Here is a 23,458-nt window from a genome sequence, read left to right as displayed (position 1 = left end):
GCCCTGACCTCGGTCTCCCCCATGGCCTCAAAGGCCTGGGAGATGTTGCTCCGGTCCTGCGTGGGACCGGACACCGGCTTCACGTACCTGCTGTGTGAATGGCGACGCCCGGTCCCGCTCCCGCTCCCGCTCAGATGCCGGCGGCCGCCGACAGATCCCGCTTGATCCCGGAGAGCAGCTCGGCACCCTTCGCGCGGGCGGCGGGCAGCCCGTCCGCCGAACCGACCGGCACCACGACCTCCAGATAGCACTTCAGCTTCGGCTCGGTGCCGCTCGGGCGGACGATCACCCGGGCGCCGTCGAGGTGGTAGCGCAGCCCGTCGGTGGGCGGCAGCTGCTCCGTGCCCTCCGACAGGTCCTCGGCCGAGGTGACGGCGAGGCCCGCGAGCGCGGTCGGCGGGGTGTCGCGCAGCCGCCGCATGGCGTCCGCGATGACCGACAGGTCCCCCACCCGGACCGACAGCTGGTCGGTGGCGTGCAGCCCGTGCTCGACCGCGATGTCGTCGAGGAGATCGAGGAGCGTACGGCCCTGTTCCTTGAGCACGGAGGTCAGCTCGGCGACGAGCAGGGCAGCCGTGATGCCGTCCTTGTCGCGTACGCCGTCGGGGTCGACGCAGTAGCCGAGCGCCTCCTCGTACCCGTACCGCAGGCCGTCGACGCGGGCGATCCACTTGAAGCCGGTCAGCGTCTCCTCGTAGCCGTTGCCCGCCTTCGCGGCGATCCGGCCGAGCAGCGACGACGACACGATCGACTCGGCGAAGACGCCGGTGGCACCGCGGGCGACCAGATGCGCGGCGAGCAGCGCGCCCACCTCGTCGCCGCGCAGCATGCGCCAGCCGCCGTCCACGGTGGCGTCCGGCACGGCCACGGCGCAACGGTCGGCGTCCGGGTCGTTGGCGATGACGATGTCCGGGTTCGCGCGCCGGGCGGTGGCGAAGGCGAGATCCATCGCGCCGGGCTCTTCCGGGTTGGGGAAGGCGACGGTGGGGAACGCCGGGTCGGGCTCGGCCTGCTCGGCGACGAGCACGGGCGCGGGGAACCCGGCGCGGGCGAAGGCGGCGGTCAGGACGGATGTGCCGACGCCGTGCATGGCGGTGTACACGACCTGGGCGGTCCGCGGGGACCCGGCCGTGTCCAGCACCGCGTCCGTACGGGCCAGATAGGCGTCCAGGACCTCGTCGCCGAGGATCTCCCAGCCGCTCTCCGGCCGGTCGACGCCGGCCAGCGGGCCGACCGCGGCGATCGCATCGGCGATCTCGCCGTCCGCCGGGGGCACGATCTGCGAGCCGTCCCCGAGGTAGACCTTGTAGCCGTTGTCGCGCGGCGGGTTGTGACTGGCGGTCACCTCGACGCCGGCGACGGCGCCCAGGTGCCTTATGGCGTACGCCAGGACAGGGGTGGGCAGCGGGCGGGGGAGGACCGCTGCCCGCAGGCCCGCGCCCGTCATCACGGCCGCGGTGTCGCGGGCGAAGTCGGCGGACTTGTAGCGGGCGTCGTACCCGATGACGACCAGGCCGCCGGTCTGCCCCTTCGCGTTCAGATACGCGGCCAGGCCGGCGGCGGCACGGATGACGACGGACCGGTTCATCCGCAACGGCCCGGCCCCCAGCTCACCGCGGAGCCCGGCGGTACCGAACTGCAGCGTGCCGGCGAACCGTGCCGCGAGTGCGTCGAGGTCCTCGGCGTCGATGAGCTTGGCGAGCTCGTCGCGGGTCTCGGGGTCGGGGTCCTCGGCGAGCCAGGTCCTGGCCTGCGCGATGAGGTCCTGCTGCACGGTGTCCGCCTTTCGGGGGTGGGGTGGGTTACGGGGGCGCTGCCCCCGGACCCCCGCTCCTCAGTCGCCGGAGGGGCTTACTTTTTCAGCCTCGCCGGCGTTTGAGGCGCGGGGCCTGGGGCGGAGCCTCAGTTCGGGAAGGGGCGGGCAGGGGAAACCGCCTGCCGCAGGTGCGACGCCCGCTCAGATGCGGTCCAGCACCCGCGCCAGCAGCGACCCCATCCGGGTCGCCGAGTCCCGTCCCGCCTGCAGCACCTCTTCATGGTTCAGCGGCTCCCCGCTCAACCCGGCAGCCAGATTCGTGACGAGCGAAATACCCAGCACCTCCGCCCCGGCCTCCCGCGCGGCAATCGCCTCGAGCACGGTCGACATGCCCACCAGGTCGCCGCCCATGACCCGCACCATGTTGATCTCGGCCGGAGTCTCGTAGTGCGGGCCGGGGAACTGCACGTACACGCCCTCTTCGAGCGTCTCGTCGATCTCCTTGCACAGTGCGCGCAGCCGCGGCGAGTACAGGTCGGTCAGGTCGACGAAGTTGGCCCCGATGATCGGCGAGGCCGCGGTCAGATTGATGTGGTCGCTGATCAGGACCGGCTGCCCGGGGCGCATACCCTCGCGCAGACCGCCGCAGCCGTTCGTCAGGACGACCGTCTTGCAGCCCGCGGCGACGGCGGTACGGACGCCGTGTGCGACGGCGGCGACGCCTCGGCCCTCGTAGAAGTGCGTGCGGCCGAGGAAGACCAGGGCGCGCTTGTCGCCGATCCGGTACGAGCGGATCGTGCCGCCGTGCCCCTCGACGGCCGGCGCCGGGAAGCCGGGCAGTTCGGTCACCGGGAACTCGGCCTCCGGTGCGCCGAGCGCGTCGCCCGCAGGTGCCCAGCCGGAACCCATCACGAGCGCGACGTCGTGGGTCTCGGTGCCGGTCAGCTCGCGCAGTCGGGCGGCGGCGTCGGCAGCGGCGGCGTGCGGGTCGCCCTGGATGTTGTCCGGAATAACAGATGCGTTCACGCGGATGAGCGTAACCGGTGAATCCCTACGCGCGTAGATGCCCCTGCGGAGAGTCTCCACACGGCTCTTCGTACTTTCACACAAAATGCGGGGAGAGCATGCGGCTCAGCAGGGGCGCTTGCGCAGCTCCATCACGTAGTCGTGCGGCGCGCCCGCCGATTCGGCGGCGTCCGCCACCTCGCCCAGATACCGGGCGGACGGCAGCCCGCCCTCGTACGCGTTCAGCACGTACATCCAGGCCGGCTCCTCGCCGTCCAGGGTGTGCACCCGCACCCGCATCCGCCGGTAGATGTCGAGGCCGACACCCTCCCACCGGTCCATGGAGTCCTCGTCCATCGGCGCCAGGTCGTACAGCGCCACGAAGACCTGCGAACGCGGCGCCTCCACGACGGTGGCCAGCGCGCCTTCCCAGCCCATCTGCTCCCCGCCGAAGGTCAGCCGCCAGCCGTTGAGCCAGCCGGTGCCGCGCAGCGGGGAATGCGGTGCGCGGCGGGTCATCAGCCGCGCGTCGAGGTTGCCGGCGTACGCGGCGTAGAGCGACATGGGATCGAGGGTACGGGAGGCGGCCCTGCGAGCGGCGATTCCTGTGACGAAGTCCCCGGCGAGGGGCCTGCCGGGGACCGGGCCGAGGGCTCCGCCGACGGCTCATCCGGGGGCCCCGCTCCCGTATGGAGGGCCCCGGGGCGAAGCATCTTGGCGCGTGCGGGACAATGGAGTACGTACTGCATTCCCCCGGGGTGATCCCCCGGACCCCCGGCCGGGGCGGCAGACGGCCGCGGGATGACATACGCGAGGCGGACTTTTCGTGACCCGGATCGTGATCATCGGCGGCGGACCCGGCGGGTACGAGGCGGCATTGGTGGGCGCCCAGCTCGGCGCGGAGGTGACCGTCGTCGACTGTGACGGCCTCGGCGGCGCGTCGGTGCTCACCGACTGCGTGCCCTCGAAGACCCTGATCGCGACGGCAGAGGTGATGACCACCTTCGACTCTTCGTACGAGGAGTTGGGGATCATCGTCGCCGACGACACGCCGCACATCGAGCAGGCGGCGCGGGTGGTCGGCGTCGACCTCGGCAAGGTCAACCGACGGGTGAAGCGCCTGGCGCTCGCCCAGTCCCACGACATCACCGCCTCCGTCACCCGTGCGGGTGCACGGGTGATGCGCGGCCGGGGCAGGCTGGTAGGCCTCCAGGCCGCCGACGGCTCCCGCAAGGTCGTCGTGACCGCGGCCGACGGCACGGAGGAGACGCTCACCGCCGACGCCGTGCTGATCGCGACCGGCGGCCATCCCCGGGAGATCCCTGACGCGCTCCCCGACGGCGAGCGCATTCTGAACTGGACCCAGGTTTACGACCTCGACGAGCTCCCCGAGGAGCTCATCGTGGTCGGCTCCGGTGTCACCGGTGCCGAGTTCGCCGGCGCCTACCAGGCGCTGGGCTCGCGCGTCACCCTCGTCTCGTCCCGCGACCGGGTGCTGCCCGGCGAGGACCCGGACGCGGCCGCCGTTCTGGAGGACGTCTTCCGGCGCCGCGGCATGAACGTCATGGCCCGCTCGCGCGCGCAGGCGGCGAAGAGGGTCGGCGACCGGGTCGAGGTCACGCTCTCCGACGGCCGCGTGATCACCGGTTCGCACTGTCTGATGGCGGTCGGAGCGATCCCGAACAGCGCGGGCATGGGCCTGGAGGAGGCCGGGGTCCGACTCAAGGAGTCCGGCCACATCTGGACCGACAAGGTCTCCCGCACCAGCGCCCCCGGGGTGTACGCGGCCGGTGACGTCACCGGCATCTTCGCGCTCGCCTCGGTCGCCGCGATGCAGGGCCGGATCGCGATGTACCACTTCCTCGGTGACGCGGTCGCCCCGCTGAACCTGAAGACGGTCTCCTCGAACGTCTTCACCGACCCGGAGATCGCCACCGTCGGCTACACCCAGGCGGACGTCGACTCGGGTGCGATCGACGCGCGCGTGGTGAAGCTGCCGCTGCTGCGCAACCCGCGGGCCAAGATGCAGGGCATCCGGGACGGCTTCGTCAAGATGCTCTGCCGGCCCGGCACCGGCATCGTGGTCGGCGGCTGTGTCGTCGCGCCGCGGGCCAGCGAGCTGATCCACCCCATTTCGATCGCGGTCGACAACAATCTGACGGTGGAACAGATCGCAAACGCTTTCACCGTGTACCCGTCCCTGTCGGGATCGATCGCGGAAGTGGCACGGCAGTTGCACACCCGGAAGCGCGCCGGCGAGGCATAGGAAACCCGGCATTCTCCGGCAACCCCAGCCAACTCAGGCGGGCGGGATGCCGGTGTCCGGTCAGTAGGGAACAACAAGGGGCCGCCTATACCACTTGGCGGCCTCTTGTATGTACAACTTCTGCTTTTCGGCGCAAACTGCTGAAAACCCTCGCCCGGTCACGTTACTGTCAGTTTCGTGTTCGCTGCAGAACGTCGTCAGTTGATCCTCGAAATGGTGCGCGCCAACGGGGCAGTATCGCTCCGCGAGCTCGCCCGCGTCGTCCAGACCTCCGAAGTGACCGTACGGCGGGACGTGCGGGCACTGGAGGCAGAAGGACTCCTCGACCGCCGGCACGGCGGTGCGGTACTGCCGGGCGGTTTTACGCGGGAGTCCGGCTTTCCGCAGAAATCCCATCTCGCCACCGCCGAGAAGACAGCCATCGCCGACCTGGCCGCGGGCCTCGTCGAAGAGGGCGAGGCCATCGTCGTCGGTGCCGGTACGACCACGCAGGAGCTGGCCCGTCGGCTCGCGCGGATCCCCGGCCTGACCGTCGTCACCAACTCTCTGCTGGTCGCCCAGGCGTTGGCCCATGCCAACCGGGTGGAAGTGGTGATGACCGGTGGCACCCTGCGCGGCTCCAACTACGCCCTGGTGGGCAGTGGTGCGGAACAGTCGCTCCAGGGCCTGCGGGTGTCGCGCGCGTTCCTGTCCGGGAGCGGGCTCACCGCGGAGCGCGGGCTGTCCACGTCCAACATGCTCTCGGCGAGCGTGGACCGGGCGTTGGTGCAGGCCGCCGCGGAGGTGGTGGTCCTCGCGGACCACACCAAGCTCGGCTCCGACACCATGTTCCAGACGGTGCCGACGGACCTGATCACCCGCCTGGTGACGGACGAACCCCCGGGCCACGACGACCGGGCCGCGACCGAACTGCAGGCCCTGGCGGACCAGGGCGTACAGATCGCGGTGGCCGGTGCGGGGACGGGCCCCGCCGGAGCGGACTCCCTCTCTCCGGGCCGCCAGGCTCGCCGGGAGATGCCACTTCCCGGCCAGCGTCGCACGCATGGCGGACCCGGTCCGCAACTGCGCAGTGCGGCCGCCTCCTTGACGGACCAGTCCCCGGGCGACCGCGCCCGCGTGGCGGACCTGCGCCGCCGCTAGGGGCGCCGCTGGACCCCGCTCTCACGTGCCGGACGGGCTGAAGGACGCCCTGAAGCGCCGGGCGGGCTCGGTCTTGCCGGGCACCCATGTCCATGAGGCCACGGGGGAGTTCGAGGAACGGGGGTCCGGGGGCGGAGCCCCCGGTTTGGGACCCCTCAGCCCCCGGCAGCCCGCGGCCCTTTCAGCCCCTGCAGCGTCAACGTCAGCAGGCGGCCTGCCAACGCCGGGTCCTCCGGCGCCTGCTCCGCCGCCAATGCAATCGCATTCGTCAGCTGCATCAAGTCACCGATCGACACGTCCGCCCGCACCGTGCCACTCGCCTGCGCCCGGGCCAGCAGCCGCGCCCCCGCCTCGCGCAGCGGGACATTGCAGTCGGACAGCGCCGAAGTCTCGTCCCGCGACGTCGACATGAGCGCCTGCGCGACCCCCCGGTACTCACCCGCGTGGGTGATGATTGCACCCAGCCACTCCACCAGACCGCTGCACGGATTCTCCGCCTCCGCCAACTCGTGGGAGCGGGTGAGGAGCGAGCCCAGGGCCTCCTGGAAGACCGCGCTCATCAGCGCGTGCCGGTTCGGGAAGTGCCGGTACAGCGTGCCGATCCCCACGCCTGCCCGGCGCGCGATGTCCTCCAGCGACGCGTCCGTGCCGTGCTCCGCGAACGCCGTACGGGCTTCGCCGAGCAGCCGGTCGTAGTTGCGGCGCGCGTCGGCGCGCATGGGCCGGCCCGGCGTCTGTGCCGTGCTCATCGCCATTGCGCAGTCCTCCCTTTTTCCGCCCCCGGGTCCAGGATGCCATTGCACAACCGGAGGATTCCTCCTCCTGCCGGGCCGCCGAACGGCCGAGGCCCCTGCGGAGTCTGTCGTACGACTCCGCAGGGGCCTCGCCGGAACACTTCGCGCGCGCGATCAGTCCTTGATCTCGCAGATGACGGCGCCTGACGAGACCGAGCTGCCGACCTCCGCGGCGAGGCCCTTCACCGTGCCGGCGCGGTGTGCGTTGAGGGGCTGTTCCATCTTCATGGCCTCCAGGACGACGATCAGGTCGCCTTCCTGGACCTCCTGGCCCTCCTCGACGGAGATCTTGACGATCGTGCCCTGCATCGGGGAGGCGAGGGTGTCGCCGGAGATCGCGGAGCCGGTCTTCTTCGCCGCGCGCCGCTTGGGCTTGGCACCCGCAGCGAGTCCCGTACGGGCCAGGCTCATGCCCAGCGACGACGGCAGGGAGACCTCGAGACGCTTTCCGCCGACCTCGACGACGACCGTCTCGCGGCCGGTCTCTTCCTCCGCCTCCACGTCGGCGGGGGCGGCGAAGGGCTTGATCTCGTTGACGAATTCGGTCTCGATCCAGCGGGTGTGGATACGGAACGGGTCGCTGGTGAACGCCGGGTCGGTGACGACCGCACGGTGGAACGGGATCGCGGTGGCCATGCCCTCGACGTTGAACTCGGCCAGCGCACGCGCCGCCCGCTGCAACGCCTGCTCACGGGTCGCGCCGGTCACGATGAGCTTCGCCAGCAGCGAGTCCCAGGCGGGGCCGATGACGGAACCGGACTCCACGCCCGCGTCGAGGCGGACACCGGGGCCGGTCGGCGGGGCGAACGTGGTCACCGTGCCCGGGGCGGGCAGGAACCCGCGGCCCGGGTCCTCGCCGTTGATCCGGAACTCGAAGGAGTGCCCGCGTACCGCGGGGTCGTCGTACCCGAGCTTCTCGCCGTCCGCGATGCGGAACATCTCGCGTACGAGGTCGAGGCCGGTGACCTCCTCGGTGACCGGGTGCTCGACCTGCAGGCGGGTGTTGACCTCCAGGAACGAGATCGTGCCGTCCACACCGACGAGGAACTCCACGGTGCCCGCACCGACGTACCCGGCCTCCTTCAGGATGGCCTTCGACGCCGCGTACAGCTCCGCGTTCTGCGCCTCGGACAGGAACGGCGCAGGGGCTTCCTCGACGAGCTTCTGGTGGCGGCGCTGCAGCGAGCAGTCACGCGTCGACACGACCACCACATTGCCGTGGGAGTCGGCCAGGCACTGCGTCTCCACATGTCGCGGCTTGTCGAGGTAGCGCTCCACGAAGCACTCCCCGCGGCCGAACGCGGCGACGGCCTCACGGACCGCGGAGTCGTAGAGCTCCGGGATCTCCTCCAGCGTCCGCGCGACCTTCAGACCACGCCCGCCACCACCGAACGCCGCCTTGATCGCGATCGGCAGCCCGTGCTCCTTCGCGAACGCCACGACCTCCGCCGAACCCGACACCGGGTCCGCGGTACCGGCGACCAGCGGGGCACCCGCACGCTGCGCGATGTGGCGGGCGGCGACCTTGTCACCCAGATCGCGGATCGCCTGCGGCGGCGGGCCGATCCACGTCAGCCCCGCATCCAGCACGGCCTGGGCGAACTCGGCGTTCTCCGACAGGAACCCGTACCCCGGGTGGATCGCGTCCGCCCCCGAGTCCTTGGCAGCCTGCAGCACCTTGGCCATGTCCAGATAGCTGGCGGCCGGGGTGTCACCGCCCAGAGCGAATGCCTCGTCGGCCGCACGCACATGCAGAGCGTCCCGGTCCGGGTCCGCGTAGACCGCCACGCTCCCGATCCCGGCATCCCGGCACGCCCGAGCAACACGGACAGCAATTTCGCCACGGTTGGCGATGAGCACCTTGCGCACGATGGCTCCCTCCTTGAAACAAGCTGAGTTTAGGGACTACCGACACGGCCTTACGACCCGTCCCCATTGGTGAGCTTGCCCACACGGAGCGTGATTCGAGGCTTGCTCGAGGCGCGAAATCCCTTGTGGCACCACGGTACGCCGGGATTCATGACCGCACAGTAGCCACGAGGTGTGGCCCAGGTCTCTGTCCGATCGAGGGGCGCCTGCCGGTGTTTCTTTGTGGAGAACCTACTAGCGAGTGAGTGTTTCTTTGCTCGACGCACTAGGGGCGCGACAAGTGGCGTGCGTAAGCAGTGCGTGCGGAGGCCGTGAGGGTGGAGTGGGACGAGTGAACGTGGTCAGAACCCTTGTCCGAATGATTACCCGTTAGTAGGGTCCGCGCTATCGCACGTACTACAGGTAACAGGGGGTGAGCGCCGTGGTGCGCAGACCGGTGGCGTTCGTGGCCGCGCTCGTGCTGTTCGGGGAAGCCGCAGGCATGGTGCTCGTCAACGGCATCATGGCCACGGTGGTCGACAACCAGGAGATGTCACTCGCCGGGCTGGATCCGGCCGCCATGTCCGCCGGGGCGTGGGTGATGGGCGGTGTCGCCGGGGTGTATCTGCTGCTGTGCGGCCTGGTCCTGCTGCTGACGGGCATCCGCGACCGGGCTCCCGGGCGTGTCGGCCGGCCCGCTCTGATCAGCTGCGCCGTCGTGCACGGGGTGCTGGGCGCGCTGACGGTGGGCCTGATCGGCTGGGCCGCCTTCGTGTTCATGATGGTCGTGCTCGGCCTGATCGTGCTCACGCTGGTTGCGTACGGGAAGGAGAGCGGCACCGGTAGTCCGAACGAGAACGGTGGCGGCGCCGATGAGGGTGCCCCGGCGCCCGCGTAACCCGTTCGTGGGTATCAGACCCAGAAGTCGGTGACCGAGAATCCCAGTTCGCCGAGGAGTCGGCGCAGCAGCGGCAGTGAGAGCCCGATGACGTTTCCGTGGTCGCCCTCGATGGAGTCGACGAACGGCGCCGAGCGGCCGTCCAGCGTGAAGGCGCCCGCGACATGGAGGGGCTCGCCCGAGGCGACGTAGGCGGCGATCTCGGCGTCCGTCGGTTCGCCGAAACGGACGACGGTGGACGCGGTCGCGGAGGCCGTGCGCCCGGTCGCGGTGTCGATCAGGCTGTGGCCGGTCTGCAGGATGCCGGCCCGGCCGCGCATGGACTTCCAGCGGGCGGTCGCCTCTTCGCTGTCGGCCGGCTTGCCGAGCGCCTCGCCGTCGAGTTCCAGGACCGAGTCGCATCCGATGACCAGCGCGCCAGCGACCGCGGGGCGGGCGGCCACGGCGGCGGCCTTGGCCTCGGCGAGCACGAGCGCCAGCTCGGCCGGTGTCGGGGCGGACAGCGCGTCCTCGTCCACACCGCTGACGATTGCCTCCGGCGCGAACCCGGCCTGGCGCAGCAGGCTGAGGCGGGCGGGTGAGGCGGAGGCGAGTACGAGACGTCGCTGATCAGTCATACCGGCCATCGTAGAAGGGCCCGGCGCGCCGCCGGACCACGCGTCCGAGGGACGGGCGGATGCCGGGCGGCGCCTCAGCGCGTGCCCAGCACGAACATCGCGACCACCATGGCGAGCGCAAGCACCAGCCCCACGCGCCGCATCATGTCCTGGGCGTCGCGCAGCTCTTCGGGGGGCTTGTTCTCGGGATCGGACCACAGCATGGTCCCGATCCTGCTGCGACCGCCGCCACGGCGCCTGAGTACGCATACTCAGCCGCCCTGATGCGTATGGACCGGATCGCTGCGCGGCGACACGGCGGAGGCCCGGACCCACCAGGGGTTCCGGGCCTCCGAGGACACCGTGCGAACGAACGGCCGAGCGCTAAACGGGCCAGTACGTCCTCGCCCAGGACCGCGGGCCCGGCCGAGGCCGGTCGCGCCGGGCGATACGGCCCGGGTCGGACCACTGTTCGGGCAACGCGGGCGCGCCGGACGACACAGCGGCCGTCGCCGCGGCGCGCGCCTGGACCACCGCCAGCGCGGCAGCCAGCTCCTCCGGGGTCGGGTTGCCCCGTACGACCTTGATCATGGTCAGGACCCTTTCTAGAGGGGGATGTTGCCGTGCTTCTTCGGCGGCAGGGATTCCCGCTTCGTGCGCAGCTGACGCAGGCCCTTCACCACATGCGCCCGGGTGTCGGACGGCATGATCACCGCGTCGACGTAGCCGCGCTCGGCCGCCACATACGGGTTGAGCAGTGTGTCCTCGTAGTCGGCGATCAGCTCGGCGCGGGTCGCCTCTGCCTCGTCGGGGTCCGTGACGGCGGCGATGGTGCGGCGGTGCAGGATGTTCACCGCACCCTGGGCGCCCATCACGGCGATCTGCGCGGTCGGCCAGGCGACGTTGATGTCCGCGCCCAGGTGCTTGGAGCCCATGACGTCGTATGCCCCGCCGAACGCCTTGCGGGTGATCACCGTGATCAGCGGGACGGTCGCCTCCGCGTACGCGTAGATCAGCTTGGCGCCGCGGCGGATGATGCCGCCGTACTCCTGGTCGACGCCGGGCAGGAAGCCGGGGACGTCGACGAAGGTCAGGACGGGCACGTTGAAGGCGTCGCAGGTACGGACGAAGCGTGCGGCCTTCTCGCTCGCGTTGATGTCCAGACAGCCCGCGAACTGCATCGGCTGGTTGGCGACGATACCGACGGGGTAGCCCTCGACACGCCCGAAGCCGGTGATGATGTTCGGCGCGAACAGGGCCTGCGTCTCCAGGAACTCGCCGTCGTCGAGCACATGCTCGATCGCGGTGTGCATGTCGTACGGCTGGTTCGCCGAGTCCGGGATGAGGGTGTCGAGCTCACGGTCCTCGTCGGTCGTCGCGAGATCCGCCTCCTCCGGGAAGGCGGGGGCCTCGGAGAGATTGTTCGACGGGAGGTACGACAGCAGCGACTTGACGTACTCGATGGCGTCCTTCTCGTCGCCCGCCATGTGATGCGCCACACCCGAGGTGGTGTTGTGCGTACGGGCTCCGCCCAGCTCCTCGAAGCCGACGTCCTCACCGGTGACGGTCTTGATGACGTCGGGGCCCGTGATGAACATGTGCGAGGTCTGGTCGACCATGACCGTGAAGTCGGTGATCGCGGGGGAGTAGACCGCGCCGCCCGCGCACGGTCCGACGATCAGCGAGATCTGCGGGACGACACCCGAGGCGTGCACATTGCGGCGGAAGATCTCGGCGAACAGACCGAGCGCCGCCACACCTTCCTGGATGCGGGCGCCGCCACCGTCGTTGATGCCGATGACCGGGCAGCCGGTCTTCAGCGCGAAGTCCATCACCTTGACGATTTTCTCACCGTAGACCTCGCCGAGCGAGCCGCCGAAGATGGTGAAGTCCTGCGAGTACACGCAGACGGGGCGGCCGTCGACCGTGCCGTAGCCGGTGACGACACCGTCTCCGTACGGGCGGTTCTTCTCGATGCCGAAGTTGGTGGAGCGGTGCCGGGCGAACTCGTCGAGCTCCACGAAGGAACCCTCGTCGAGCAGGAGATCGACCCGCTCGCGGGCGGTCAACTTGCCCTTGGCGTGCTGCTTTTCGACCGCGCGTGCGGATCCGGCGTGCGTCGCCTCGTCGATACGGCGCTGCAGGTCCGCGATCTTGCCCGCGGTGGTGTGGATGTCGATCTCTTCCGGCTCGGACATCGGGTGGCGGCTCCCTGCCTGGTCACGGGGACGACTGACGGGTGGGTTCTGTGGCTGCGGGCCGCGTGCGCGGTGCGTGCGCGACGACGGCCGGTCCGGCGGCTGCCGATCAGGTTCTGAACAGCTACTGATCCGTAGCGTATCGGCGCGGATACTGTTCGGCAGTGCGTCGTTTGCCACACCTAGGCTGGCTTGCATGACACCTCCGGATGCGTCACCGAACCGCTGGTCGGACCTGGACCGGCCGCCCCTGAACGTCCCCGCGCTGCGTCGCGGGCTGCTGCGGCCGGGCGGGCTGTGGACCTCACTCGACGTCGTGAACGCCACCGGGTCCACCAATACGGACCTCGTGGCGCGGGCGGCGGAGCTCACCGAGGGCACGGTTCTGGTCGCCGAGGAGCAGACCGCGGGCCGCGGCCGCCTCGACCGGACCTGGACGGCGCCCGCCCGCTCGGGCCTGTTCTTCTCCGTCTACCTGACCCCCGGCGACGACGTGCCGGTCCACCGGTGGGGCTGGCTGCCGCTGCTCGCCGGGGTGGCGACCGCGACCGGGCTGGCGCGGGCGGCGGGCGTCGACACGGCACTGAAGTGGCCCAACGACCTGCTGGTCACCGTGGGGGGTGAGGAACGCAAGGCGGGTGGCATCCTCGCCGAGCGCGCCGGGAACGGCGTCGTCATCGGTATCGGCCTCAACGTCACCCTGCGCGCGGCCGAACTGCCCACTCCGTCGGCGGCCTCGCTCGCCCTGGCCGGTGCGGTCTCCACCGACCGGGAGACGCTGCTGCGCGGCGTACTGCGCTCGCTGGACCACTGGTACGCCGAGTGGCGTGCGGCCGGCGGGGACGCCACGCAGAGCGGCCTGCAGGCGGCGTACGCAGCGGGCTGCGCAACGCTGGGCAGGACGGTACGGGCCCAGCTGCCCGGTGACCGTTCGATCGTCGGCGAGGCGATGGCGATCGACGGTGACGGCCGCCTGATCCTGTCCACGCCCGACGGCCTGCAGGAGCCGGTATCGGCAGGCGACATCGTGCATCTGCGGAACGGGGAGGGCGGCCTCACCTAGAACCACGCCCCGTACCGGGGCGCCCTGTGGACGTGAGGTAGCGCACATCTGCCGTATCGTTGAGGCGATCCACCGACAGATCGGCAGGGCAGTGCGCAGGGAACGGGCAGGAGGCGGCTGGTGACCGTCGACGACACGACCTCCGGCGCGGGCGCGGAGCCCCCGCCGGAGCCCTCGGTCCACGCGACACCGCATCACGAAGTCGACCACACGGCCGAACCGACCGACGACCCCCTCGCGATCCGGCTGGAACAGCTGATCCTGGGCGCCGACCGTCGCTATACCCCGTTCCAGGCGGCCCGTACGGCCGGAGTCTCGATGGACCTGGCGTCCCGGTTCTGGCGCGCCATGGGGTTCGCCGACATCGGACAGGCCAAGGCGCTCACCGAGGCGGACGTGCTGGCGCTGCGGCGACTCGCGGGACTCGTCGAGGCGGGGCTGCTCAGCGAGCCGATGGCGGTGCAGGTCGCCCGGTCCACCGGGCAGACCACCGCCCGGCTGGCGGAGTGGCAGATCGATTCCTTCCTGGAGGGGCTGACCGAGCCGCCCGAGCCCGGCATGACCCGCACCGAGGTCACGTACCCACTGGTCGAGCTGCTCCTGCCCGAGCTGGAGGAGTTCCTCATCTACGTCTGGCGGCGCCAGCTCGCCGCCGCGACCGGCCGCGTGGTGCAGGCCGCGGACGACGACGAGATGGTCGACCGCAGGCTCGCCGTCGGCTTCGCCGACCTGGTCGGATTCACCCGGCTGACCCGCCGGCTGGAGGAGGAGCAGCTCGGCGAGCTCGTCGAGGCGTTCGAGACGACCTCCGCCGACCTGGTCGCCGCGCACGGCGGCCGGCTCATCAAGACCCTCGGCGACGAGGTTCTCTTCGCCGCCGACGACGCGGGTACGGCGGCCGAGATCGCGCTGCGCCTGATAGAGGCGATGACCCAGGACGAGACGATGCCGGCGTTGCGCGTCGGTATCGCGTTCGGCACCGTCACGACCCGGATGGGCGATGTCTTCGGCACGACGGTGAACCTCGCCAGCCGGCTCACGTCGATAGCGCCGAAGGACGCCGTACTGGTGGACGGCGCCTTTGCCGAGGAGCTGACGCGTACGGGCGACGCCCCGGTCTCCGAGGCGCAGGCGGCGGAGGAGGCCGCGGCGGCCGAGAAGGAGCGCGCGGAGGGCGTGGAGCCGCTGGCCGTGCCGAAGTACCGGTACGGGCTGCAGCCGATGTGGCAGCGGCCGGTGCGCGGGCTCGGCGTGGTGGAACCGTGGCTGCTGGCGCGACGAGGCACCTCCTGACTCCCGTCCCTGTCGGGGTCGCGGCCTAGGATCCTCCGGTAACGCTCGTTAACCGGAGGGGTGCAGCCATGACCGTCACGTCCGAGCAGCGGTTCGGGGAATTCGTCGTCGTACGGGTCCATGAGGGCCAGGAGCATGTCGCGGAACTGGTCCTGGACCGGCCCAAGGCCATGAACGCCGTGTCCACGGACATGGCCCGCTCGATCGGCGCCGCCTGTGCCGCGCTCGCCGCCGACCAGGACGTACGGGTCACTGTTCTCACCTCCAGCCATGAGCGCGCCTTCTGTGTGGGCGCGGACCTCAAGGAGCGGAACTCGTTCACCGACGCCGAGCTGGTCCGCCAGCGGCCCACCGCCCGCGCCGCCTACACAGGCGTGCTCGACCTGCCGATGCCGACGGTCGCCGCCGTGCACGGGTTCGCGCTGGGTGGCGGCTTCGAGCTGGCACTGTCCTGCGATCTGATCGTCGCCGACCGCACGGCCGTGGTGGGACTGCCCGAGGTCTCGGTCGGCGTCATTCCGGGCGGCGGCGGTACGCAGTTGCTGCCGCGCCGGATCGGTGCGGCGCGCGCTGCCGAGCTGGTCTTCACCGCCCGGCGGGTGGAGGCGGCCGAGGCGCGGGAGTTGGGTCTGGTCGACGAGCTGGTGGAGGCGGGGCAGGACCGGGCGCAGGCGCTGGCGCTCGCCGGGCGGATCGCCGCCAACTCGCCGGTGGGCCTGCGCGCCGCGAAGCGTGCGCTGCGGCTCGGACACGGGCTCGATCTGCGGGCCGGTCTGGAAGTGGAGGACGCGGCCTGGCGGTCGGTGGCCTTCTCCGGGGACCGGGCGGAGGGCGTGGCCGCGTTCAACGAGAAGCGGAAGCCGAACTGGCCCGGCGAGTAGCGGTGCGTTACCGCTCCGAAGCGCAGTGCGGACCATTCAACACCTCAAACTGATCAAGACTTCGCAAAGCTACATAAGATGGAGCGATGGGTGGTGATGATGCGCGGCTGCGGGCCGTGGTTTCGCTTGCACAGGCAATGGCGGCAGCGCACACCCCGCCGGAGTCCTGGCGGGCGGCCGCGCTGGGGGCGTGTCAGGCGCTGGGCGGCAGTTTTGCCGCGCTCTCCGTGTGGGAGCGCGGGCCGGGCCGGCTGCGGGTACTGGTGAACGCGGGTGAACGGGCCGAGGGGGAGGAGGAGTTCCCCGACGACGAGACGTATCCGGTGCATCAGTTCCCGGAGATCACCGAGTTCCTGCATGAACGGTGGGCGGGGGGCGGCGAGCCGGACGCCTGGGTGGAGACCGCCGACGGGCCGCTCGGTGACGCCGGGGACCGTGAAGCCGGTTCTGCGGTGGCGGGTGCGCACGGGTACGGGCGGGTCTACCGCCATCAGCGTGTGGCGGCCCTGCGACGGCGCCGGCGAGGCTGCTGTGTGGTCGCGCCGATCGTGCTGCACGGGCGGGCCTGGGGCGAGCTCTATGTGGCCCGTCCGGTGGGGGAGCCGGTGTTCGGCCGGGAGGACGCGGACTTCGCGACCGTGCTGGCCGCTGTCGTCGCCGCCGGGATCTCCCAGACGGAGCGCCTCGAAGAGGTCCGTAAGCTCGCCTTCACCGACCCGCTGACCGGGCTCGCCAACCGCCGGGCCGTCGACACGCGGCTCGACGAGGCGGTGGAGCTGCACCGCGCCGACGGCACGGTGGTCAGCCTGGTCGTCTGCGATCTGAACGGCCTGAAGGGGGTCAACGACACCCTGGGCCACGCGGTCGGCGATCGGCTGCTGGAACGTTTCGGCTCGGTGCTGTCCCGGTGCGGTGCGATGCTGCCCGGCGCCCTGGCCGCCCGGCTCGGCGGTGACGAGTTCTGCCTGGTGGCGGTGGGCCCCGGGGCGGACGAGGTGATCGAGGTGGCCACCGAACTCTGCGACCGGGCGGCTGAGTTGGAGCACGGCGACGGGGTCGCCTGCGGAATTGCGTCGACCGGTGACCCGATCGGGCCGGTGACCTCGGCCCGGCGGCTGTTCCGTCTGGCGGACGCGGCCCAGTACCGGGCGAAGGCGGCCCGCTCCGCGAAACCGGTGGTCGCCGGGCGTGACGGCGAGGTCATCCGGCTGGCCGACTCGCCGCCGAAGTCCGCCCACGACCGCCGCCGGCTGCGCGGCAGCCGGCCCTGAGGAATGTCCGGGGGGAACCGTGAACGGGCCGGTAAGGGGTCAACCGCACGACCACTAGTGACATGAAGGGATTCAATCCGTACGCTTCTGAATATGGATATGCACACAGTCGTGGTGGGGACGTCCGGTACCACCGCAGAGGACGTCATCGCCGTGGCCCGCGCGGACGCCCGTGTCGAGCTCTCCGCAGCCGCCGTGAGCGCGCTTGCCGCCGCCCGCGAGATCGTGGACGCGCTGGCCGCCAAACCCGAGCCGGTCTACGGCGTCTCCACCGGCTTCGGCGCGCTCGCCAGCCGCCACATCAGCCCCGAGCTGCGGGCCCAGCTCCAGCGCAACATCGTCCGCTCGCACGCGGCCGGCATGGGCCCGCGCGTCGAGCGCGAGGTCGTACGGGCGCTGATGTTCCTGCGTCTGAAGACGGTCTGCTCCGGCCGCACCGGCGTACGCCCCGAGGTCGCGCAGACCATGGCCGACGTGCTGAACGCCGGCATCACCCCCGTCGTGCACGAGTACGGCTCGCTCGGCTGCTCCGGCGACCTGGCGCCGCTCTCGCACTGCGCCCTGACGCTGATCGGCGAGGGCGACGCGGAGGGCCCCGACGGCATCGTCCGCCCGGCCGGCGAGCTGCTCGCCGCGCACGGCATCACCCCGGTCGAACTGCGCGAGAAGGAGGGCCTCGCCCTCCTCAACGGCACGGACGGCATGCTCGGCATGCTCGTGATGGCCCTCGCCGACCTGCGCAGCCTCTACACCTCCGCCGACATCACCGCCGCGCTCAGCCTGGAGGCGCTGCTCGGTACGGACAAGGTCCTCGCTCCGGAACTGCACGCCATCCGGCCGCACCCGGGCCAGGGCGCCAGCGCCGACAACATGCTGCGGGTGCTCGCCGGTTCCGGCCTCACCGGTCACCACCAGGACGACGCGCCGCGCGTCCAGGACGCCTACTCCGTGCGCTGCGCGCCCCAGGTCAACGGCGCCGGGCGCGACACCCTCGCGTACGCCGGGATCGTCGCCGACCGTGAGCTGGCCTCCGCCGTCGACAACCCCGTGGTCCTCCCGGACGGCCGGGTCGAGTCCAACGGCAACTTCCACGGCGCCCCGGTGGCGTATGTGCTCGACTTCCTGGCGATCGTCGCCGCCGACCTCGGCTCGATCACCGAGCGCCGCACGGACCGGCTGCTGGACAAGAACCGCTCGCACGGTCTGCCGCCGTTCCTCGCCGACGACGCCGGTGTCGACTCGGGTCTGATGATCGCCCAGTACACGCAGGCCGCCCTGGTCAGCGAGATGAAGCGGCTCGCGGTCCCGGCGTCGGCGGACTCGATCCCGTCCTCCGCGATGCAGGAGGACCACGTCTCCATGGGCTGGTCGGCGGCGCGCAAGCTCCGTACCGCCGTCGAGAACCTCGGTCGGATCGTCGCCGTCGAGCTGTACGCGGCGACCCGCGCCATCGAGCTGCGCGCCGCCCAGGGGCTCACCCCGGCGCCCGCGTCCCTGGCCGCCATCGAGGCGCTGCGGGCGGCGGGGGTCGAGGGACCGGGACCGGACCGCTTCCTGTCGCCCGATCTGGCTGCGGCGGAGGCGTTCGTGCGGGGCGGGAAGCTGGTTGCGGCCGTGGAGCCGGTGACCGGGGCCCTGGCCTAGGCCTCTCGTAGGGACGGCGCGGCCTGCGGCCGCGCTTCGTCCCCCGTCGCGGGGCGGGCCGGAACGTCAGGGCGGTCCCGCGATCGAGGACAGCGTGGTTACGCGGCGTGTGGAGTACGCGACGAAGCCCGCGCCGATTCCCAGGAACGCGGTGCCACCGATCAGATACGCAGTGGTGTCGACCCCGTTGCCGGTGTCGGCGAGTGCCGGCCCGGCCGCCTCGTCCGCGGTGCTCGCGCCGACGGGTCTGCTCGGCGCGCCGCCGGCCGCCTCGTCCGTCGCGTTCGCCGAGGGGACGAACCACAGGGCGCACAGCAGTGTGCCCGCGGCGGTAGCGGTCAGGAGCGGGCGACGAGCTATGGCCACGGAATCGATCCCCCTTGTGAAAGCCATGAGTTAGCCGTGTGCGCCGATGCTAATGAAAGCAGCGGGTCGCAGGAAAGTCGCGAGTGCCGGTAGCTCTACGCTCCGGCGTATGAGCACTTCTGAGACATCACGGTTTGTTCGCCTTCGCGTGGAGATGGTGCTGGAGATCACCGACGCGGAGGCCCTCAGCGGCACCGCGCTGGAGAGCATCGCGGCCGAGTACGGCGAGCCGGACGGCGAGTCCGCCGAGGAACGCATGCAGGCCGAGTCCGCGGTACGGGAAGACGGGGCGGAGGCCCTCGCCTCCCTCGTGGACCCGTTCGATCTGGTCAGCGAGGTGCCGGGGGTCGAGCTGACCCAGGCCTCCTGGAGCTGCGAGACCGTCGACTACGACCCCGAGGACCCGGACGCCTGGGACCTCGACGAGGAGCGCGACGGCGACGAGGGGGACGACGACGTTGCGCCGTAGCGGGTGATGAACGCACCGGCCCGGCCCGCTCCCGGCGGGCCGGGCCGGGTGCGTTTCCGTCCCGGGAACCACAGGTGTCACGGCTGCGTCGATGAGTGGTGTTCCCCACATCTGAGGCGGATGTGGAACGGAGGGCCCTCGCCAGGTGTTCTTGGAACATTGACGGGGATCCGTCTCGCGGCGGTTCCGCTCGGGGTTATGGGGGATTCGGCAACGATGGAGAAGCGTGTGATGACGGACAGCAAGCGGCGCAGGGGCCTGATGGCCGCGTCCGCCCTGCTCGGCGGCGTGCTGGTGCTCACTGCCTGCAGCGAAGGCACGAGCGCCGGCAGCGACGAGGGCTCGAAGAAGTCGCAGGCGGCGGCAGTCGACAAGGCGGCGGCCGAGGACGCGTCCCAGGCGCAGATAGCGATCTCGCCGAAGAACGGCGCGACCAACGCCAGCATCAACAACGCCGCGAAGGTCACCGTCACCAAGGGCAAGCTGACCCAGGTCACCATGACCACGTCGGCCGGCGCGAGCGTCGCGGGCACCCTGGCCGCCGACGGCACGAGCTGGCAGCCGGACACGCAGCTCGAGCGCTCGACCACGTACAAGATCAACGCGACGGCCGAGGACACGAAGGGCCGCGAGGCGCACGAGAACGCGTCGTTCACCACCGTGTCGCCCGCCAACAGCTTCATCGGGAACTTCACCCCCGAGGACGGCTCCACGGTCGGCGTCGGCATGCCGGTCTCGATCAACTTCAACAAGCCGATCACGGACCGGAAGGCCGTCCAGGCCGGAATCACCGTGACGTCCAGCAGCGGCCAGCAGGTCGTCGGCCACTGGTTCAACTCGCAGCGCCTCGACCTGCGCCCCGAGCAGTACTGGACGGGCGGCTCCACCGTCACGCTGAAGCTGGCGCTCGACGGTGTCGAGGGCGCGGACGGCGTCTTCGGTGTGCAGCAGAAGACGGTCACCTTCAAGGTCGGCCGCAACCGGGTCTCGACGGTCGACGCGTCGACGCACACCATGACCGTCACCCAGGACGGCAAGACGATCAAGACGATCCCGATCTCTGCCGGTTCCCCCGACAACCCGACGTACAACGGTCAGATGGTGATCTCCGAGAAGTTCGAGGAGACCCGGATGAACGGTGCGACGGTCGGCTTCACCGACGACGACGGCAAGGGCGAGTACGACATCAAGGACGTGCCGCACGCCATGCGACTGTCCACGTCGGGCACCTTCATCCACGGCAACTACTGGGGTGCGCGGTCGGTCTTCGGCAGCGTCAACACCAGCCACGGCTGCGTCGGCCTCGCCGATGTGAAGGGTGCGGGCGACGCCAACCAGCCCGCCGCCTGGTTCTACGACAACTCCATGGTCGGCGACGTGGTCATCGTCAAGAACTCCCCGGACAAGACCATCACGCCCGACAACGGCCTCAACGGCTGGAACATGAGCTGGGCCGAATGGCAGGCGGGCTCCGAGGGCTGACCCCGCGGGACGTTACGCAGCAACTTCATCACCCCGAAGCCCCGTACGCACACAGGGCGGTGGCACCCGGATCCCCGGTGCCACCGCCCTGTGGCGTTCGCAGCCGTTCTCATCGGGATCTCATGCGGGCCTTAACTCGCCATCACGACCGGTTCATAGCCTCGCGCCATGTTCTTCACCTATCTCCGGCGCGAGCTGCGCCGCCGCAGAAAGGCGGCGCACGTCGTCGCCTCGGGGCTCGCCCTCGGTATTGCGCTGGTCATCATCGTCAGTTCGGTCTCCTCCGGCATGAGCAAGGCCCAGGACAAGGTCCTGGAATCGCTGTACGGCCTCGGCACGGACATGACGGTGACCAAGGCCGCCGCCGCATCGGGCTCCGGCAGCCAGCGGCCCCGGTTCGAGTTCGACGCCAAGGACAACGACGACGACGCGAAGCAGAGCTCGGACCGGGTCATGGTCCAGGGCTTCCAGACCCTGTCCGCCACCACCGTGGACAAGGTCGGCAAGCAGGACGGCGTCGCGGATGCCGTCGGCGGACTCAGTCTGACCGTCCTGAAGGTGGACGGTCAGTTCAAGCGCGGCGAGTTCAAGCAGGACGAGAGCGGCAGCACGGGCAACCAGGGCGGTCCCGGCGGCGGCCAGGGCGGCAGCGGGCAGCCGCAGGGCCAAGTCCAGGGCGGCGGTGCCTCGTTCGACGTCAACTCATACACCGTGTACGGCACCGACGTCACCAAGCAGGACCTCGGCCCGCTGACCTCGTCGAAGATCACCAAGGGCCGTACCTTCAAGGCCACCGAGACCGACGCGAAGGTCGCGGTCGTCGACGCCGCGTACGCCAAGGAGAAGAAGCTCGCGGTCGGCAAGACCGTGACCATCTCCGGGACCAAGTACAAGATCGTCGGTGTCTCGACGGCAGACAGCGGCGACGCGGCCGCCAACCTCTACATCCCGCTGAAGCAGGCGCAGACCCTCGCCGACTCCAAGAACAAGGTCACCACGGTCTATGTCAAGGCCGCGGACTCGCAGCAGATCGACCAGGTCAAGTCCGGCATCCAGAAGAACATCTCGGGCACGACGGTCACCACCTCCGCGGACCTCGCCGACACGGTCTCCGGCTCCCTGTCCACCGCGTCCGACCTGGCCTCCAGCGTCGGCAAGTGGCTGTCGATCGCCGTTCTCATCGCCGCCTTCCTGGTGGCCGGGCTGCTCACCTCCTCCGCGGTCAGCCGCCGGGTGCGGGAGTTCGGCACGCTGAAGGCGCTCGGCTGGAAGAGCGGCCGGGTCACCCGCCAGGTCGTCGGCGAGGCCCTCGTCAACGGTCTGATGGGCGGTGTCCTCGGCATCGCGGTCGGTCTCGCCGGTGCGTACGTCGTGACCGCGATCAGCCCCACGCTGACCGCGCAGCTCGGCGGCTCGGGCGGCGGCGGTGGCGACGGCACGCTCGGCGGCCCCGGTATGGCAGGACCCGGCCGGCAAACCGCCTCCACGTCCCTCGACATCGCGCTGACCGCACCGGTCTCCCTCTCCATCATCCTGATCGCCGTCGCGCTGGCCGTGGCGGGCGGGCTGATCGCGGGTGCCTTCGGCGGCTGGCGGGCCTCCCGGCTGCGTCCCGCGGACGCGCTGCGCCGCGTCGAATAGCCCGCCCGGGCCTCCCACCCCCCTCTGTCCCAGCAGGAGTTGACCCATGTACACCCTCAGAGACGTCACCAAGCGCTATACCCGCGGCAAGTCCACCGTCGATGCGCTCGCCGGTGTCGATCTGACCATCGAGGACGGCGGCCGGCTCGTCATCCAGGGCCCCACCGGCGGCGGCAAGTCCACACTGCTGCAGATGCTCGGCGGCCTCGACCGGCCCACGGGCGGCAGCGTCGAACTCGACGGTGTGGACCTCGCGAAACTCAGCGAGGCCAAGCTCACCAAGGTGCGCGCGCAGAACATCGGCTTCGTCTTCCAGAGCTTCAATCTCATCCCGACGCTGACCGCGCAGGAGAACGTCGAGACGGCGCTCGTGCCGCTCGGCGGCAAGGCGTCGGAGCGGCGCCGGCGGGCCGCGGAGGCCCTGGACTCCGTCGGACTCGGCGAGCGGCTCGGACACCTTCCCGGCGAGATGTCCGGTGGCCAGCAGCAGCGCGTGGCGATCGCACGGGCCCTGGTCAAGCGGCCGAAGGTGCTGCTCGCCGACGAGCCCACCGGCAACCTCGACGAGTCCATGCGAGACGAGGTCATGGAGGTGCTGGAAACGATGTGGAAGGAGCACGGGCTGACCTTCATCATGGTCACCCACGACAGCGCGATCGCCCGCAGGGCGCCGCGGCTGGCGACCATCCGCAAGGGCCGCGTCACGATCACGGAGAACGCGGTGGCCTGACGTACGGACCCATGACCTCCCCTGCGCGGGGCGGGGGGGGCGGGCGCGGCGGCGGCGCCCCCCCCCCCCCCCCCCGGGGCGGATCGGGCAAGAGACAACAAGCGAACCAAGCAAAAC

General features: G+C 70.8%; 22 protein-coding genes. 12 read left to right on the top strand and 10 right to left on the bottom strand.

Annotation, left to right across the window (positions count from 1 at the left end):
• Window positions 1-130: 130 nt before the first annotated feature.
• The 3 genes from ABZV38_RS32470 to ABZV38_RS32460 form a co-directional block, all read right to left on the bottom strand.
• On the bottom strand, window positions 131-1,774 hold the full coding sequence (locus ABZV38_RS32470; protein ID WP_356332021.1) for a phospho-sugar mutase: 1,644 nt from the start codon (window positions 1,772-1,774) through the stop codon (window positions 131-133).
• A gap of 183 nt (window positions 1,775-1,957) precedes the next feature.
• Entirely contained in the window at window positions 1,958-2,782 is an 825-nt protein-coding gene (locus ABZV38_RS32465; RefSeq protein ID WP_356332019.1) for a purine-nucleoside phosphorylase, read from the bottom strand.
• Between the two features lie 105 nt (window positions 2,783-2,887).
• Window positions 2,888-3,325 (bottom strand): gamma-glutamylcyclotransferase, encoded by a 438-nt coding sequence (locus tag ABZV38_RS32460; protein WP_267002664.1) that lies wholly within the window; start codon window positions 3,323-3,325, stop codon window positions 2,888-2,890.
• A gap of 262 nt (window positions 3,326-3,587) precedes the next feature.
• Here ABZV38_RS32460 and ABZV38_RS32455 point away from each other — a divergent pair, with 262 nt between their 5' ends.
• Both ABZV38_RS32455 and ABZV38_RS32450 read left to right on the top strand, forming a co-directional pair.
• On the top strand, window positions 3,588-5,027 hold the full coding sequence (locus tag ABZV38_RS32455) for an NAD(P)H-quinone dehydrogenase (protein WP_356332018.1): 1,440 nt from the start codon (window positions 3,588-3,590) through the stop codon (window positions 5,025-5,027).
• 177 nt (window positions 5,028-5,204) lie between these two features.
• Complete coding sequence (locus ABZV38_RS32450; RefSeq protein ID WP_356332017.1) at window positions 5,205-6,167, top strand: DeoR/GlpR family DNA-binding transcription regulator; 963 nt, start codon at window positions 5,205-5,207, stop codon at window positions 6,165-6,167.
• 155 nt (window positions 6,168-6,322) lie between these two features.
• Here ABZV38_RS32450 and ABZV38_RS32445 read toward each other — a convergent pair whose 3' ends face one another.
• Together ABZV38_RS32445 and ABZV38_RS32440 are read right to left on the bottom strand one after the other, a co-directional pair.
• Window positions 6,323-6,922 (bottom strand): helix-turn-helix domain-containing protein, encoded by a 600-nt coding sequence (locus ABZV38_RS32445; RefSeq protein WP_356332016.1) that lies wholly within the window; start codon window positions 6,920-6,922, stop codon window positions 6,323-6,325.
• 153 nt (window positions 6,923-7,075) lie between these two features.
• Entirely contained in the window at window positions 7,076-8,830 is a 1,755-nt protein-coding gene (locus ABZV38_RS32440) for a biotin carboxylase N-terminal domain-containing protein (RefSeq protein WP_356332015.1), read from the bottom strand.
• A gap of 412 nt (window positions 8,831-9,242) precedes the next feature.
• Between ABZV38_RS32440 and ABZV38_RS32435 the strand changes: the two genes are divergently transcribed.
• A complete protein-coding gene (locus ABZV38_RS32435; protein ID WP_356332014.1) occupies window positions 9,243-9,707 on the top strand; it encodes a hypothetical protein in 465 nt (154 codons plus the stop codon).
• A gap of 14 nt (window positions 9,708-9,721) precedes the next feature.
• Here the strand turns inward: ABZV38_RS32435 and ABZV38_RS32430 are convergent, their stop codons facing one another.
• The 4 genes from ABZV38_RS32430 to ABZV38_RS32415 form a co-directional block, all read right to left on the bottom strand.
• Entirely contained in the window at window positions 9,722-10,333 is a 612-nt protein-coding gene (locus ABZV38_RS32430) for a nucleoside triphosphate pyrophosphatase (protein WP_356332013.1), read from the bottom strand.
• Between the two features lie 65 nt (window positions 10,334-10,398).
• Window positions 10,399-10,527 (bottom strand): hypothetical protein, encoded by a 129-nt coding sequence (locus ABZV38_RS32425; RefSeq protein WP_356332012.1) that lies wholly within the window; start codon window positions 10,525-10,527, stop codon window positions 10,399-10,401.
• A 160-nt stretch (window positions 10,528-10,687) separates the two neighbouring features.
• A complete protein-coding gene (locus tag ABZV38_RS32420) occupies window positions 10,688-10,894 on the bottom strand; it encodes an acyl-CoA carboxylase epsilon subunit (protein WP_030914697.1) in 207 nt (68 codons plus the stop codon).
• Between the two features lie 14 nt (window positions 10,895-10,908).
• Window positions 10,909-12,501 carry an acyl-CoA carboxylase subunit beta gene (locus ABZV38_RS32415; protein WP_267002646.1) on the bottom strand — a complete coding sequence of 531 codons (1,593 nt, stop codon included), beginning with the start codon at window positions 12,499-12,501 and terminating at the stop codon, window positions 10,909-10,911.
• Window positions 12,502-12,697: 196 nt separating this feature from the next.
• Here ABZV38_RS32415 and ABZV38_RS32410 point away from each other — a divergent pair, with 196 nt between their 5' ends.
• From ABZV38_RS32410 to hutH, 5 genes are all read left to right on the top strand, one after another.
• Entirely contained in the window at window positions 12,698-13,564 is an 867-nt protein-coding gene (locus ABZV38_RS32410) for a biotin--[acetyl-CoA-carboxylase] ligase (protein WP_356332011.1), read from the top strand.
• A 120-nt stretch (window positions 13,565-13,684) separates the two neighbouring features.
• Window positions 13,685-14,857, top strand: coding sequence for an adenylate/guanylate cyclase domain-containing protein (locus ABZV38_RS32405; RefSeq protein ID WP_356332010.1), 1,173 nt, complete (start codon window positions 13,685-13,687; stop codon window positions 14,855-14,857).
• A gap of 68 nt (window positions 14,858-14,925) precedes the next feature.
• Window positions 14,926-15,738, top strand: coding sequence for an enoyl-CoA hydratase-related protein (locus ABZV38_RS32400; RefSeq protein WP_313938878.1), 813 nt, complete (start codon window positions 14,926-14,928; stop codon window positions 15,736-15,738).
• An 86-nt stretch (window positions 15,739-15,824) separates the two neighbouring features.
• Window positions 15,825-17,009, top strand: coding sequence for a GGDEF domain-containing protein (locus ABZV38_RS32395; RefSeq protein WP_356332009.1), 1,185 nt, complete (start codon window positions 15,825-15,827; stop codon window positions 17,007-17,009).
• 93 nt (window positions 17,010-17,102) lie between these two features.
• Entirely contained in the window at window positions 17,103-18,653 is a 1,551-nt protein-coding gene (gene hutH / locus ABZV38_RS32390) for a histidine ammonia-lyase (RefSeq protein WP_356332008.1), read from the top strand.
• Window positions 18,654-18,719: 66 nt separating this feature from the next.
• Here the strand turns inward: hutH and ABZV38_RS32385 are convergent, their stop codons facing one another.
• Window positions 18,720-19,019, bottom strand: a complete 300-nt coding sequence (locus ABZV38_RS32385) for a hypothetical protein (protein WP_356332007.1) — start codon at window positions 19,017-19,019, stop codon at window positions 18,720-18,722.
• 109 nt (window positions 19,020-19,128) lie between these two features.
• Between ABZV38_RS32385 and ABZV38_RS32380 the strand changes: the two genes are divergently transcribed.
• The 4 genes from ABZV38_RS32380 (at window position 19,129) to ABZV38_RS32365 (ending at window position 23,341) form a co-directional block, all read left to right on the top strand.
• Entirely contained in the window at window positions 19,129-19,488 is a 360-nt protein-coding gene (locus ABZV38_RS32380; RefSeq protein ID WP_356332006.1) for a hypothetical protein, read from the top strand.
• 216 nt (window positions 19,489-19,704) lie between these two features.
• A complete protein-coding gene (locus ABZV38_RS32375) occupies window positions 19,705-20,970 on the top strand; it encodes an Ig-like domain-containing protein (RefSeq protein ID WP_356332005.1) in 1,266 nt (421 codons plus the stop codon).
• A gap of 168 nt (window positions 20,971-21,138) precedes the next feature.
• Entirely contained in the window at window positions 21,139-22,611 is a 1,473-nt protein-coding gene (locus ABZV38_RS32370; protein ID WP_356332004.1) for an ABC transporter permease, read from the top strand.
• Between the two features lie 46 nt (window positions 22,612-22,657).
• Window positions 22,658-23,341 carry an ABC transporter ATP-binding protein gene (locus ABZV38_RS32365; protein WP_356332003.1) on the top strand — a complete coding sequence of 228 codons (684 nt, stop codon included), beginning with the start codon at window positions 22,658-22,660 and terminating at the stop codon, window positions 23,339-23,341.
• Window positions 23,342-23,458: the final 117 nt, after the last annotated feature.

The sequence above is a fragment of the Streptomyces sp. NPDC005181 genome (assembly GCF_040608395.1).
Lineage (GTDB): Bacteria > Actinomycetota > Actinomycetes > Streptomycetales > Streptomycetaceae > Streptomyces.
Note: the sequence above shows the minus strand (reverse complement) of the source record. Positions and strands in the feature narration are given on the sequence as shown.